The 14640-nt window shown below is 62.1% G+C and carries 13 protein-coding genes; all 13 read left to right on the forward strand.

Annotation, left to right across the window (positions count from 1 at the left end; genetic code table 11):
* Positions 1 to 239: 239 nt before the first annotated feature.
* The 13 genes from WDB88_RS14285 to WDB88_RS14345 all read left to right on the forward strand — a co-directional run bounded on the left by WDB88_RS14285 (position 240) and on the right by WDB88_RS14345 (position 14635).
* Complete coding sequence (locus tag WDB88_RS14285; protein WP_339109782.1) at positions 240 to 785, forward strand: exonuclease domain-containing protein; 546 nt, start codon at positions 240 to 242, stop codon at positions 783 to 785.
* 173 nt (positions 786 to 958) lie between these two features.
* Positions 959 to 1564 (forward strand): hypothetical protein, encoded by a 606-nt coding sequence (locus WDB88_RS14290; protein WP_339109783.1) that lies wholly within the window; start codon positions 959 to 961, stop codon positions 1562 to 1564.
* A gap of 60 nt (positions 1565 to 1624) precedes the next feature.
* Positions 1625 to 2914, forward strand: a complete 1290-nt coding sequence (gene tagH, locus WDB88_RS14295; RefSeq protein WP_339109784.1) for a type VI secretion system-associated FHA domain protein TagH — start codon at positions 1625 to 1627, stop codon at positions 2912 to 2914.
* Between the two features lie 48 nt (positions 2915 to 2962).
* Positions 2963 to 4303 carry a type VI secretion system ImpA family N-terminal domain-containing protein gene (locus WDB88_RS14300; RefSeq protein ID WP_339109785.1) on the forward strand — a complete coding sequence of 447 codons (1341 nt, stop codon included), beginning with the start codon at positions 2963 to 2965 and terminating at the stop codon, positions 4301 to 4303.
* A gap of 129 nt (positions 4304 to 4432) precedes the next feature.
* Entirely contained in the window at positions 4433 to 4975 is a 543-nt protein-coding gene (gene tssB, locus WDB88_RS14305) for a type VI secretion system contractile sheath small subunit (RefSeq protein WP_330647229.1), read from the forward strand.
* Positions 4972 to 6465, forward strand: a complete 1494-nt coding sequence (tssC, locus tag WDB88_RS14310; protein ID WP_330647228.1) for a type VI secretion system contractile sheath large subunit — start codon at positions 4972 to 4974, stop codon at positions 6463 to 6465. Before tssB ends, tssC begins: the two co-directional genes overlap by 4 nt.
* A gap of 54 nt (positions 6466 to 6519) precedes the next feature.
* Complete coding sequence (locus WDB88_RS14315) at positions 6520 to 7017, forward strand: type VI secretion system tube protein Hcp (protein WP_330647227.1); 498 nt, start codon at positions 6520 to 6522, stop codon at positions 7015 to 7017.
* A gap of 117 nt (positions 7018 to 7134) precedes the next feature.
* The gene (gene tssE, locus WDB88_RS14320; RefSeq protein WP_330647226.1) at positions 7135 to 7728 is read left to right on the forward strand and encodes a type VI secretion system baseplate subunit TssE; all 594 of its coding nucleotides are present in this window, start codon (positions 7135 to 7137) and stop codon (positions 7726 to 7728) included.
* Positions 7725 to 9653, forward strand: coding sequence for a type VI secretion system baseplate subunit TssF (tssF, locus tag WDB88_RS14325; protein WP_339109786.1), 1929 nt, complete (start codon positions 7725 to 7727; stop codon positions 9651 to 9653). The genes tssE and tssF overlap by 4 nt, the downstream gene beginning before the upstream one ends.
* Positions 9650 to 10747: a type VI secretion system baseplate subunit TssG gene (gene tssG / locus WDB88_RS14330; protein ID WP_339109787.1), complete on the forward strand. Its 1098-nt coding sequence runs from the start codon at positions 9650 to 9652 to the stop codon at positions 10745 to 10747. The genes tssF and tssG overlap by 4 nt, the downstream gene beginning before the upstream one ends.
* A gap of 48 nt (positions 10748 to 10795) precedes the next feature.
* Positions 10796 to 13504, forward strand: coding sequence for a type VI secretion system ATPase TssH (gene tssH, locus WDB88_RS14335; protein ID WP_330647223.1), 2709 nt, complete (start codon positions 10796 to 10798; stop codon positions 13502 to 13504).
* Positions 13491 to 13889, forward strand: a complete 399-nt coding sequence (locus tag WDB88_RS14340) for a lysozyme inhibitor LprI family protein (protein ID WP_339109788.1) — start codon at positions 13491 to 13493, stop codon at positions 13887 to 13889. Before tssH ends, WDB88_RS14340 begins: the two co-directional genes overlap by 14 nt.
* Positions 13890 to 13981: 92 nt before the next feature.
* Positions 13982 to 14635 carry a hypothetical protein gene (locus tag WDB88_RS14345; RefSeq protein WP_330647221.1) on the forward strand — a complete coding sequence of 218 codons (654 nt, stop codon included), beginning with the start codon at positions 13982 to 13984 and terminating at the stop codon, positions 14633 to 14635.
* Positions 14636 to 14640: the final 5 nt, after the last annotated feature.

Raw genomic sequence — 14640 nt, forward strand, 5'->3', positions numbered from 1 at the left:
TTGTGATGTGATCGCGCGTGGACGGATCACTAAAGATGCTAGCATTTTTCTGCAGGGCTGGCAGGCCCACAACTGCCTTGCAACCGTCGCGTAAGCGGATATATGCGCGCCGAGTGACGGCACGTTATTTCGGGTCTTTCGGGAATTCCCGTATGACGGGAGCCATGCCGCCCATGCTTGCGCGCTTGGATTTTATGGGTTCTAAGGCGGTTATGATACATGTCCCATCAGATCCCTTTATGCCGCCCTTGCCGCAGGGCGGTTTCCGTTTTGTCGCTCTGGATGTGGAGACGGCGAACCGTGATCGCAGCAGTATCTGCCAGATCGGGCTGGCCTTCGTGCATCCGGGTGTGGCCCCTGCCAATAAGATCGAGACATGGTCCTGTTATATCGATCCGGCAACGGCGGACTGGTCGTGCAGCTGGGTGCACGGGATTACGGCCCAGACCGTTCTCGGGGCGCCGTCTTTCGCGCAGGTGATCGAGATCTTGCGACCCGCGTTACAGGGGCTTGTGATCTATCAGCATTCCGGTTTCGACCGGAGTGCCATCGGACGGGCCAGTCTGCAGGCGCAGTTGCCCGCGCCTGATTGGGAATGGCGCGACAGTGTGATCGTGGCGCGTAAGGCCTGGCCGCAGCTCAAGGGACGGGGCGGGCACGGGCTTGCCTCGCTGAAAGACCATCTGGGGCTGAGTTTCGTGCATCACGATGCGGGCGAGGATGCACGGGCGGCGGCTCTGGTGGTTTTGCATGCCGAAGCCAAGACGCCGGTCATGGCGGGATGATCCGCGCGGGGGCGGGGCGCTGTGTCGCGGGTCACGCGACGGCCGTCGGGGGCACTTGCTATGTGGCGAGCTTGCTTTTAGGGTTCGCGGCGATTGCTAGGCTTTATTGAGAGGTGGCCGTCTGGTCCTGTCGTGGTGCAGGTCCGGTTGCCTTGGATTTGATGGATACCCCGATGGATCTGCCCGAACCGTTCCGTTCTGAAGACGAAATGTCGGATAAAACCCAGCCGCCCATCCGTTTCTTGCGCTTTGATACCCCTGCCGAACTCTACGGGGCCGAACCCTATCTTACACGGATGACCCAGCTTCGGCCCGGAGCCGAGGAAACCGGATTGAATTTCCTGTTGCGGCTGCGCGGCTCGACCACGCCGGAAGAGGCCGTGATTTATACGGCGTTTGCGGCGGTGCCCCATCTGGTGGTCTGGTGGGCCTATGAGTGCCTGCGCCGGACCCTGCCCGAGCCCACCGCGCCGGACCGCGCCATTCTGGCGCTGGTGGCCGATTGGACGCGCTCGTCGGATGCGACTAACCGCTGGCGGGTGATGCAAAGCGCGCTTTTTGCGCCGGTGCGCAGTCCGGCGGTCTATCTGGGTCTGGCTGTCGGCTGGTCGGGCGGTGCCATCGCGCCCAATGATCCGGCCCCCGTCCCCAGCCACCGGATGCCGCAGGCGATCAATGCCGCCATCCTGTCTGCCGTTGCCATGCAGGATCTGCGCGACCGCCCGATCCTGCTTGCGAAGATCATTGACGAGGCCGCGCGCCTTTTTGCGGCACATTGACGCCATGGCCCGGCCCCTGTCCGTCTTTCGCCCCTGTTTTGTTAAAGCTGTTCAAACCCGATGACCCTGATCCTAACTCTCGAGAATGTCGATCATCTTGACACTGGCGGACCGGTTTCCCTGCCGCTGGATGGCCGTGAGCTGCATGTGGGGCGGCGCAATGCGATGGATTGGGTGCTGCCCGACCCCTCGCGCCTGATTTCCGGCCATCACTTCACGTTGCGGATGGAAAACGGGCAGTATTGGCTGATCGACATGTCCACCAACGGCACCTATCTGCAGGGGCAGTCGCATCGTCTGCAGGCACCGCACCCGCTACGGGCAGGCGAGCGCTTTCTGGTCGGGCGCTATGTCATCGTGGTGCAGGAACAGGGCGCGGCGCTGCCGCCCTCTACGGGCCATGCGATGCCCGCCGCCGAACCCGCAGCGCCAGCGTCGGATGACCCTTGGGATTTCGGTTTCGCACCGGCCGTTGCGGCCACGCCTTTGGCGCCCGCATCGCGTTCGGGCGATATCGACCAGTCTCTGGGCGGCTTCGTGCCGCTCGCGTCTCCTGCACCGCAGGCGCAGCCGCAAGGCTGGCCCGCGCCCGCGCCCATGCCCATGCCGGCCTTCCCGCAAGGCCCGGAGGGGGCGGCACCGCGCCCCGATCCGATCCCGCCGCTTTCGCCACCGGAATTCATGTCCGGTGCCGGTCCGCAGGGTGGCCCGCCCAATGCGCCCGAACCGCGGCCTTTCGTGCCGCAGCGCAGTGCCGAAGCGCCGCCCCGCGATCAGGGGCAGGATATTCTGCAGGCCTTCTGTGAAGGCGCAGGGCTTGACCCGGAGCTTGCCAAAACAACCGATCCGCTGGCCTTGGCGCGCAGCCTTGGCGAGGCCAGTCAGGTGTCGACCGCGCTGATCATGGCCATTTTGCGCGAACGCGCGCATGTCAAACAGTTCACCCGCTCCGGAGAGCGCACCATGCGTGCCGCAAGCGGGAATAACCCGCTGAAATTCATCCCGAATGTGGATGAGGCGGTGACGGCGCTCTTCTTGCAGCCGCGTGACGGTTTCCAGAGCGGTGCCGAAGGTGTGGGGGCGGCGCTGCGGGATATCCAGCGCCACCAGCAGGCCATTTTTGCGGCCTTGCAGCCCGCGCTGAGCGCCGTGCTCAAGGATCTCTCGCCCGAAGAGGTGGAAGAGGGATTGCAGGGGGGCATCCTGCCGGGGGCGCGCAAGGGGCGGGCATGGGATGAATATGTGTCCCGCTGGGACAAACGTGCGGCAAGTGGCGAGAACGGAATGCTGGATGTCTTTCTGGAGGCTTTCGCGCAGGCCTATGCGCAGGCTCATAGCGATCATGGCTAAGGCGGGTCTTGGCCATCCGGTCCGCAACTCTATTCTGGGAGAGCGATCATGAATATGGAAAAGCTGCTGACCCCCGTCAGTGCAGAGGCCCCTTGCGGTGCCGATCTGAGCGCGTTGATGGATCCGGATTACGACGAGTATTATTTCGGCGCGCTTGGCCGGTTGCCGGATCGTTACTTTGTGCCCGGTGTCTCGCGGCCCGATGGCAGTTTGTCGCCGGATCGGGTTTTCGACCCCTCGGAAGTGGATCTGGCCGCCGAGCTGAAACAGATCGACACATTGCTGGCGCGCAGCCGCGACCTGCGGCTTCTGGTGCTGCGCGCGCAATGGCAGGCGCTGGCCGGTCGTTTGCTGGATCTGCCCGAGACCTTCGAGACAATCGCCGCCCTGATGAAGACTTTCGGCGACGATCTGCACCCCTCGATGCAGGACGGGCCAAGCGAACGGCGCGAGGCGCTGAATGATCTGGCGGCGCCGGTGACGATGGTGCAGGCGCTGCAATTTGCCGGTTTGACCGGCTCGACCGAGGTCACTTTGCGCAAGTTGCGCGTGGCCTCGGGAGAGCTGACCGCGTTGCAGAACGAACAGGATCTGGATGGCGAGGCCATGACATCGCTGCTGGCCGATGCCGGTCAGGCCTCGCGCGTCGAAAAAATCGCGGATGCCGTGGATCGGGTGTTGGCCGCCATTGCGGAAATCAGCGCGGCCAGCCTGCGCGGCAGCCATCCGATCACGCTGGGATTAACGCCGCTGACGGCGGTGCTGACGCAGATTTACGATGTTCTGGCCCATGCCCGTCCGGGAATGGTGCGCCGCGCCGATCAGGACATCGCGCAGGCGGCAGCGGAGCCCGCGCCGGAGATCGCCGATCCGGCACCACAACCGGTTCCGTCCGCGCCCGTCAACCCTGCGGCGGGGCCACGGGTGGAAAGCCATGACCATGCGCGGGCGGTTCTCGAGAAGGTCGAGCAATATTACCGCCAGTCCGAACCCTCATCGGCGGCGCTGGTTCTGGTAACGCAGGCGCGGCTGCTGATTGGGAAATCGCTTCTGGAGGCCATCGAGACCCTGATGCCCAACCGTCTGTCCGAGGCGCATATCGATTTTGGTCCGGCAACGGGCTTCGTGCTCGATAGTGCAAGGCTGCAAAAACTCAGCGCCACATTGCCCGAGACGGCGGTGGCCGAGAAAAAGCCGCCCCTGCCTGCCGTGGCCGATATCCTGGATGGGCAGAAAGCCGCCGAAGCCATTGCGGCTGTCGAGGCGTATTTCCGCCGAAGCGAAAAATCGAGCCCCGTGCCCCTACTCCTTGCCCGAGCGGCAAGCTATATAGGACGGGACTTTCAGGGAATCCTGAAGGAATTTCTAACGAAAAAAGCAGACGGGTAGGAAATTATACGTTTCAAATCAAATTTTTCGCAGAAACTTCATGCTGTCTGCCTAAACAGAGATTGACAAGAAACGCCTCTCGGGGTTCTTACTCACTACATTAATTAATTATCAAGGAGTTGGTTTTCCATGGCTTCAGATTCTGGTTCCAATTTTGTAAAGCGCAACCGTCCGCCGCGCGTTCAAATTCAGTATCAGGATCCCTACGACAGCGAGAAAATGGTCGAGTTGCCGTTTGTCATGGGGGTGATGTCTGATCTGTCAGGCAACAATCCCGGCGTGGAAAAACCTGCTGTTGAAGATCGTGGCTTCTCGGATGTGACCAGCGCGACGCTTGATGACTATATGGGCTCGGTCAAACCGGGCGTCAGCTTCGTCGTCAAGAACACTCTGGACCCGAACTCCACCGACCGCATGGGCGTAAATCTGCAATTCGAGAAAATGGACGATCTCGAACCGGCTGCGATCGCCCGTCAGGTTCCGGCACTGAACAAGCTGTTGCAGGCGCGCGAGCAACTGGCCAACCTGCAGCGCTATCTTGCCGCGAAACCCAAGGCGCAAGAGCATATCCAGCGCCTTCTCGAAGACCCCGAACTTCTGGCCGCGCTGGCAGATCGTGCAGAGCGCGAGGCTGCCGAAGCGGACGCAAAATCCGGAGATGACGCGCAATGACTGATTCCCTTCAGGCCCAAGGCGGCCAGCCCGCCGCAGCTCTTGACGAGCTCTCGGAGTTCTCCGACATCCTCAAGCAGACCATCAAACCGCGCAGCGAAGTGGCCGCGCGCGAGGTGGATAATGCAGTGGGTGCGCTTGCGCGTGAGGCGCTTCTTTCGCAGGATCTGATCTCGGAAGATGTGGTTGATACGCTGGATGCGATGATTGCCAAGCTCGACGAGCAGCTGAGCAATCAGGTCAACGAGATCATGCATGCGGAAGAGTTCCAGAAGATCGAGTCCGCATGGCGCGGTCTGGCCTATACGGTCAATAATTCCGAAACCGATGCCTCGCTGCGGGTGAAGGTCCTGAACATGTCCAAACCGGAACTGCAGGCGATGATGCGCCGCTATCCGGGTGCAAAATGGGACAAGTCGCCGCTGTTCAATGCGGTTTACGAGCAAAATCTCGGCACGCTGGGCGGCAAGCCCTTCGGCTGTCTGATCGGGGATTACTACTTCGATCATTCCTCGCCGGATGTGAATCTGCTCAATTCGCTGGGCAAGATTTCGGAGGCCGCCCTTGCGCCCTTCATCTCTGGCACGGCCCCCGAGCTTCTGGGTCTTGATAGCTGGAACGAGATCGGCACCCCGCCGGATCTGTCCGAGGTCTTCGAGACCCCCGAATATGCACAGTGGAACAGCCTGCGTGACAGCGAGAATTCGCGCTTTCTCGCGCTGGTGGCCCCCCGTGTTCTGGCGCGCGAGCCCTATGGCCCGAACTCCAATTCAGTTGTTGAAGAGTTCAATTTCGAAGAAGAAACTGACGGTCATGACGGCAAGAAATATGCCTGGATGAACGCGGCCCATGCGATGGCGACCAATATCAACCGCGCCTTCAAGGAATACGGTTGGACGGTGCGTATTCGTGGTGTGACTTCGGGTGGCGAAGTGGCAAACCTGCCGACCCATCTGTTTGACACCGGGGACGGCTCGAAGGACATGAAATGTCCGACCGAAGTGTCGATCACCGATCGTCGCGAGGGCGAGCTGTCGAAAGCCGGTCTGATCGGGCTGATCCATCGTCAGCATACCGACAAGGCCGCCTTTATCGGTGCGCAATCGCTCTATCGTCCGAAGACCTATGTCGATGACCTTGCAACAGCCTCCGACAATATGTCTTCGCGCATTCCCTACATCTTTGCTGTGTCTCGGTTTAGCCATTACCTGAAGGTGATGGTGCGCGATAAAATCGGGACAAGCCCCGACCAGCTTCAGCTGCAAAAACAGCTGCAGGCCTGGATCAACAAATATGTTTCGGGCAATCCTGAAAGCGCGAGCGAGCTTGAAAAAGCCCGTAAACCGCTGGCAGGTGCAAAGGTGGAGGTCGTCGAAGACGAGCTCAACCCCGGCTATTACCAGGGTAAGTTCTACCTTCGGCCTCACTTCCAGCTGGAAGGCATGGATATCGGCATGTCGCTGGTATCGAAGCTGCCGGCAGGGAAGTAAGCATCGCACAAAACCAAGTTTTTCTGAAAGCGCAGCAAACTAGGAGACCGCGCTATGGCAATTGATTGCTTTTTGAAACTCGAAAACAACATCAAGGGCGAGTCCCATGATGACAAACACAAAGACTGGATCGACGTCCTGTCGTGGAACTGGGGCCTGAGCCAATCCGGCACCACCCACCAAGGCCACGGTGGCGGCGGCGGTAAAGTCGATGTTCAAGACATTACCATCACCAAATACGTCGATGCGGCAACCCACGACCTGATCAAGCGCTGCTGCTCGGGCGAGCACATCACCGGCGGTCAGCTGGTCGTGCGTAAATCGGGCGGCACCGCACCGGTGGACTACCTGAAAATCGACCTCAAAGACGTGATGATCACGTCCTACCTCACCGGTGGCACCAAGGATGGTCTGGACCGCGTTCAAGAGACGCTGACCCTGAACTTCCGCGCCTTCCAAGTGACCTACACCATGCAGGAAGAAGATGGTGGCGCAGGTCCGGAAAGCGCAGCCGGTTGGGAAATCGCAGAAAACATCGAGTGGTCGGCCTAATCCGCCCATTCGGATCTGTGATCCAGATCACTGCGGGAGCCGGCTTGTCCGGCTTCCGCTTTCTGACGCTCTGGCAGGCCTTCTGGGGTGGGCCGGACTGTGCGAAGGGGACGTGTGATGGCCGCCCGTGATCCAGCGCAGCCGAAATCCGGTTTCAAACACTGGAACGGACATGAACGCGCCAAAATCTCGATCTTTCAGGTGTTCCGCTCGGCCTTCGAGGAACATGATGCCCGTCGTGCCAACGGTCCGGCGCAGGGCGGCGAGGTTGAGGTGACCCAGCGTTCGAAGCCCCGCCGCGAAGGGGTGTCTGCCGATCAGTTGCGTCGCCATCTCAAAAGCGATCTCGACGCGCTCCTCAACACGATCCGTCTGGATGCCGCACAGGATCTGGACGACGCCCCCTATGTGGCCGATTCGATCCTGAATTACGGGTTTCGCGACCTGTCTTCCGTGTCGCTGGCCGAATTGCAGCGGCAGGATCTTGTGCAATCCATTCGTGAAAGCCTTCTGCGCCACGAGCCGCGCCTTCTGGCCGAAAGCCTGCATGTGCGCGTGGTGGAGCCCGATGGCAATGCCCGCCAGCGGCTGTCCATTTCGGTCGAGGCCGAGATGGCGGGGGATCCTGTCGATATTCCGGTCGATTTCGATGCCGAGGTCGATCTCGGATCGGGCAATATGAAGATGTCGACGCTCAGGGTGAAAGCATGAACCGCGCGTTCCGTGATGCCTATAACCGCGAACTGGCGCTGCTGAAGGAACGCACGGCGGAATTTGCCGCCGATTATCCCGGCCTTGCGGACCGCCTGGGCGGCCTGCTGGCCGAAAATCTGGACCCGACGGTTGCGGGGCTGCTGGAAGGCTCTGCCTTTTTGGCGGCACGGGTGCAGCTGAAGATCGATGAAGAGTTCAAGACATTCACCGAAACGCTGCTGGAGCAGATTTTCCCGCAGGCGCTGGCCCCTGTGCCCTCGGTGCTGCTGGCCGAGGCCAGCATTCCCGCGGATGCTTCGGCGATTACCGAGGGGCTGCGCTTTGCGCCCGGGGCCTATATGGATGCCCGCTTCCGTGATGCCGACCGTCGCATTGCCTGCCGCTTCACGCTGGCCGCGCCGCTGACCATCTGGCCGATCGCCCTGACGGGAGTGACCTATCACGGCGGGGCAGGGCCGATCGGAGCCTTGGGGCAGGAGCCGCATTCCGACACCCGTGCGGGGCTTGTGCTGGATCTGGCACGGGTTGGCACGAATGGTCTGACAGACGGCTCCGCGCCTTTGGCGGAACTTGCGATGGACCGGCTGGACCTGCATCTGACCGGCCCGATGGCCGAGGCCTGCGCGCTTTATGAACAGCTTCTGGCCGATACGACCCGCACCAGTCTGCGCTGGCTTGATGGCAACGGCGATGCCTGCTTTGCCCGCCTGCCGAAAGAGGCGCTGGAGCAGGGGGGCTTCGATCTGGACGAACGGCTGCTGCCGCATCATGACCGCCTTTTTGACGGCTATGCGCTGCTGCGCGAGTTCTTCATTTTTCCGCGCAAATTCCTCAATCTGCGCCTTACGGGGCTGGCGGCCTATCTCAAGCGTCTGCCGGGCTCGGAGCTTCAGGTGATCTTCGAATTCGACCAGCCCAATGGCCGTCTTGCCCAACGGCTGGGGCGGCGCGATCTGGCGCTGCACTGCGTGCCTGCGGTGAATCTCTTCGAGGAAATGGCCTCGACCGTGCGGGTGGACGAGCGCCATAGCGAATTTGTCGTCATGCCCAATTCGACGCCGATGACGCATTACGAGATCCATGCGATTACGGGGGTGCAGGCGCATTTTGCCAGCCTGCAAAGCAAGGCCGATGTGCTGCCGCTTTACGCCCAGCCCGAAGGCGGCACCGACCCGCGCCAGAGCTATTACTACACCTCCCGCCGTAAACAGCGCCGTCTGACGGCGAAGGAGCGCCGTCTGGGGATGCAGCGGTCGCAGTATCGCGGGACCGAGACCTTCATCTCGATCTATGAACCGCCCGGACAGGAAGAGGTGCAGCGCCTGCAGGTCAAGGCTTTGGCCTCGAACCGCCATCTGGCCGAAAGCCTGCCGATTGCCGAAAGCCGTGATGATTTTACGCTGAACGATGACCAGTCCGTCACCTTGGGCGTGCGCTCGGGCCCGTCGGCGCCGCGCTATCCGCTGGCGCAGGACGCGACGCTGGCGGGGGTGCGCGGTCAGGAGGGGCATGTCTACTGGCGGCTGATCTCTTTCCTGTCGCTCAACCAGTTCGGGCTGAGCGGGCAGGGGCGCGAGGATGGGGCGGCGGCGCTGCGCGAGATCCTTTCGGTGTTTGCCAATCATGCCGATCCGGCCGCACGGGCCGCCGTGGCAGGGGTGACCCATCTTGCCACACGCCCGATTACCCGCACCGTGGCGATGGCCGATGGCTTCCATGCCGCGCGGGGACTGGAAGTCACGCTGACCTTCAATGACGATGATTACGAAGGCTCCGGTCCCATTCTGATTGGCGCGGTGCTGGACCGGTTTCTGGCCGAATATGCGGCGGTCAATGCCTTCACCCAAGTCAGGATCGAGACCCGCCAGCGCGGTCACATCCTGACCTTCCCCCCGCGCACCGGACGGGGGCCCTTATTGTGAGCGCCGAGACCGCCCCTGTTCTGGACACCACGCGCAGTGCGGTGTCGCAGGCCAGCACCGTGCTGGCACGCCGCGAGGGTGAAATGGCGCGGGCGGTGGGCAGGGGATTGCTGGCGGCGCTGCGCCGGATCGAGCGCGAGGCCCCCGCAGGTCGGCCCCGTATCGGGCGGAATACGCGGCTCAAACAGTCGCTTGTGCGGCTGGGGCAGGATCCGTTCCTGAGCTTCCCCGCGCAGGATCTGGCGCGGATGGGCGAGCGCGGGCAGGTGCCCTCGGTGCGGGCGCAGTTTCTGGGGTTCTTCGGGGCCTTCGGGGCGCTGCCGCTGAACTGGACCGAAGAGGTGCTGCGCTGGTTCGAAAGCGGCGATGGCAGTTTTGCCGCCTTTACCGATATTTTCGCGGCCCGCTTTCAGGAGCTGTTTTTCCGCGTCTGGTCGGATGCGCGCGCGATCACCCAGTTCGATCATCGCGACGACAGATTTACCGCGTTCCTGCAGGCCTTTACCGGCACCGCGACCCCCGACAGCTACCCCGATCAGGCGCTGCCCGCCACTAGCCGTGCCTATCTTGCGCCTTTTGCGATCGGGCGTGTGAAAAGCCCCGTCAAGCTGCGCCAGATGCTGTCGGTGCATTTCGGCGCGGGCCTGCGTGTCGAGGTTGAAGAGATGGTGCCGACATGGCTGCGCATCGAACCCGAGGCGCGCAGTGCGCTGGGGCTGCAATGTGCGGGGCTCGGGCGCAATCTGCATCTGGGGGCGCAAGTGCGCTCGATCGGAGAGAAGATCACCATCCATCTGCATGTGCCGGATATGGTGCAGTTCAACCATATGTTGCCCGGCGCACAGGGGCATGCCGAGTTGCGTGACCTCGTGCGCTGGTATCTGGGCGTTGTGACCGAGGTGGATGTGGCGCTCTGGTTGCCCAAACCGCAGATCATGCCTGCGGTGCTGGGGCAGTCGACGCGGATCGGCTGGATGGCGTGCATCGCCCCCGATCCGGGCCGTCCCGAGCAGCAGGTCCATGCCACGCGCTACACGCTCAGCCTTCCCGACGGCGATCAGACGCCGCCCCGACCCCAAGGGATCGCGGCATAGGCCGCGCCCCCTTTCTTACATTTCCAGTTCCAGACGAAAGCCCTTTTGATGACAGAAATCACCATTGAAACCTATGCCGGCAAGATGAACCGCGTGGGCTATGATGCCTTCTTGCAAGGGATGCGGCAGGCGCGTTCGGAAGGGCATCGCCATGTCGATCTGGCACATTGGGTCTTTGCCTCGCTGTCCAACCAGCAAAGCGATCTGTCCCTGACGCTGACGGGTTTGGGGCTGGATCGTGGACGCGCGCTCAAGGACCTCGACCGTATCCTGTCCGAGATGGACCGCAATGTGACCACCATTCCGGGGATTTCGGAATTTCTGGCCGATGCGCTGAACCATGCCTGGACCTATGCGACGCTGTTTTTCGCCGAGGCGCAGATCCGCACCGGCCATGTGCTGGTGGCCCTTTTGTCGGACCCCACGCTGAAACGGCAGTTGATCTCGCTGTCGTCGGTCTTTGCGCAGATCCCGCCCGAGCAGGTGGCTTCCGAGGCGCGCAGCCTCTGGGCCGGTTCGGATGAAGAGGACATGCGCCCGATGGACGGCTCGGGGCTGGTGGCAGGCGGCGATGCAGCCTCGACCGCCTCGGGCAAGGGGCAGACGGCTTTGGGGCGTTTTGCGCAGGATCTGACGGCAGAGGCGGAAGCGGGGCGTCTTGATCCGGTGGTGGGCCGTGATGACGAGATCCGCCAGATCACCGATGCGCTGTTGCGCCGCCGCCAGAACAACCCGATCCTGACCGGCGAGGCCGGTGTGGGCAAGACCGCCGTGGTGGAAGGTTTCGCGCAGGCACTGGCACGCGGCGAGGTGCCGCCCGCGCTGAAGGGCACGCGGCTTTACATGCTGGATATTCAGGCGATGCAGGCGGGGGCCTCGATGAAGGGCGAATTCGAGCAGCGCCTGAAGGCGGTGATCGACGAGGTGCAGGCCTCGCCCGTGCCGATCATCCTCTTTATCGACGAGGCCCATACGCTGATCGGCGCAGGCGGGCAGGCGGGCACCGGCGATGCCGCCAACCTGCTGAAACCGGCGCTGGCGCGCGGCACCCTGCGCACGATTGCCGCCACCACTTGGGCCGAATACCGCCAGTATTTCGAGAAAGACCCCGCGCTGACCCGCCGCTTCCAGCCGGTGACGGTGGACGAGCCCGACGTCGCCACCTGCTGCACCATGTTGCGCGGCGTGCTGGCACCGATGGAAAGCCATCATGGCGTGCGTATTTCCGACGAGGCGGTGGTGGCCGCGGTTGAACTGTCGCAGCGCTATATCCCTGCGCGTCAGCTGCCCGATAAAGCCGTGTCGCTTTTGGATACCGCCTGTGCGCGGGTGGCCGTCTCGCAGGCCTCGACGCCTGCGCGTATTGCCGATCTTCAGGCCAAGATCCGCGCGCTGGACACCGAGATCGGCGCGAAAGAGGCCTCGGGTGATCTGGGCGAGGATGGCTCGGCCCGCATTGCCGAGGCGCAGGCCGAACGTGCCGAGGCCGAGGCAAGCCTTGCCACGCTAGAGGCGCGTTTTGCCACGCAGAAAAAGCTTGTGGACCAGATCATTGCGCTACGGGCGAAGATTGCGGAAGGCGCACCTGCCCCCGAGCCGGTTCTGGAACCCGCCGAAGCGGCGGAGGGGCCGGCCCCTGAAACGGATGCGCTGCAGGTACAGGACGACCCCGCCCAACTGCGGGCCGATATGCTGGCGCAGCTGGCCGAGCTTGAGGCCGAAGACCCCGAAAACCGCATGGTCTTTGCCCATGTCGATGCGCAGACCGTGGCGCAGGTGGTCTCTGACTGGACGGGCATCCCGACGGGGCGCATGGTGCGCGACCAGCTTGAGGCCGTGCTGACGCTGCAGGACACGCTAAAGGACCGCGTGATCGGGCAGGACCACGCTTTGGGGGCCATCGCGCGCCGGATCGAGACCGCGCGGGCAGGGCTTGCCAACCCCGAAAAGCCGCTGGGGGTCTTCATGTTGGCAGGCCCCTCGGGGGTCGGTAAAACCGAAACCGCCGTGGCGCTGGCCGAGGCGCTTTACGGTGGCGCGCAGAACATGATCACCATCAATATGTCCGAATTTCAGGAGGCCCATACGGTCAGCCTGCTGAAAGGCGCGCCTCCCGGATATGTGGGCTATGGCGAGGGTGGCCGGCTGACGGAGGCCGTGCGCCGCAAGCCCTATTCGGTGGTGCTGCTTGACGAGATCGAGAAGGCCCACCCCGATGTGCATGAGCTGTTCTTCCAAGTGTTCGACAAGGGCGTGATGGAAGACGGCAATGGCCGTGCGATCAATTTCCGCAATACGCTGATCCTGCTGACCTCGAATGTCGGCACCGAGGTGATCATGGAGATGGCCGATGAGGGACGCAAAATTCCTGACCTCGATCAGGTAACCGAGGCCCTGCGCCCGCATCAGCTGACGGTCTTCCCGCCTGCGCTTCTGGGCCGCATCGTGACCATCCCCTATCTGCCGCTCTCGCAGGAGGTGCTGGGTGGTATCACCAAGCTCAAGCTGCAAGCGGTTGAAAAACGGCTGAAATCCGCCCATGATGCAGAGCTGTCCTATACCGGTGACGTGATCGCGCATATTGTCTCGGAATGCCGTGACCCGGATTCGGGCGGGCGGATGATCGACAATATCATCACCAACACGATTTTGCCCGAACTCTCGCGCGAGGTGCTGCGCCGGATGGTCTCGGGCGAGGATATTTCCCGCGTGACCATCGCGATGAAAGACGGAGCCTTTGCATATGAAATTGTCTAGTTCTTGGCTGATGATGACGGCGCTTCTGGCGCTGCCGCTCATGGGGCCGGTCGCGGCGCATGCCGATGTCGACGAAGACTGTGCCAGCGCCAAGACGCAGGCCGAGATGAACCAGTGCTATGACAAAGCCCTGACCGAGGCCGAGGCCAAGCTGCAGGCGGCCTATACGAAGGCACTGGAAAACAACAATGCCGAGGAGCCGGGACTGGCGGCAATGCTGGAAGTCGCCGAACCCGGCTGGCTGGCCTATCGTGACCAGCAATGTGCGCTGGAAAATTACTATTCGCGCGGTGGCTCGGGCTATGGTGTGTTTGTGGCCTCTTGCCGCATCAAGATGACCGAGGCACGCACGGCCTTCCTGACCGATATGGTCGAGGCGCCCTGATGTGATGCCCTGCGTGCGTGATAGGGGTGGAGATCTTCCTCCGGCGCGCGGGGCGTCTTTTCCCCTTTTACTTTACAAACAAGGATTTCTTTATGGCTGATGTTCAACCGCTTTCCAATGTGCAGATCGCGCCGACCAAAGGGTCGCTGACATGGAATTCCGAAGGCACCGAGGGGGGGTATTACCATTCGCGCAGGCTGCATGTGCCCAGCAGTGCGTCGGGCCTTACGATCGGGCGCGGCTATGACATGAAAGAAAAGACCAAAACGAAGATCATGGCCGATCTGAAGCGCGCAGGTGTCAGCACCGAAAACGCCACGCTTATCGCGGGGGCTGCGGGAAAATCGGGCGCGCAGGCCGAGAAATTCATCACCGATAACAAGCTGGAGAAATTCGAGATTTCCCAGCAGGGCCAGAAGGTTCTGTTTGATATCAGCTATGCCGAGACAGAAGCTGTTGTGATGCGCATCTGTAGCAAGGCCGACACGGTCGCCACCTATGGCGCGGTTAATTGGGGCAAGCTGCATGGGGCCATCAAGGAGATGCTGGTCGATCTGAAATTCCGCGGGGATTATGATCCCAGATCACGCAAATTCCTGCAAAAGCATGTGGCTGCTAACGATCTGGCGGCGTTCGGGGCGGAGATCGTGAAACGGATGAACTGGCTGGGCGTGCCGCAAGACCGTTTCCAACGCCGTAAGACCTTCATGGAAAAGGCGATGAAGGCCGCCAAGGTCGCGGCCTGAGGTCG

The organism is Thioclava sp. GXIMD4216 (assembly GCF_037949285.1).
Classification (GTDB): Bacteria; Pseudomonadota; Alphaproteobacteria; order Rhodobacterales; family Rhodobacteraceae; genus Thioclava; species Thioclava litoralis.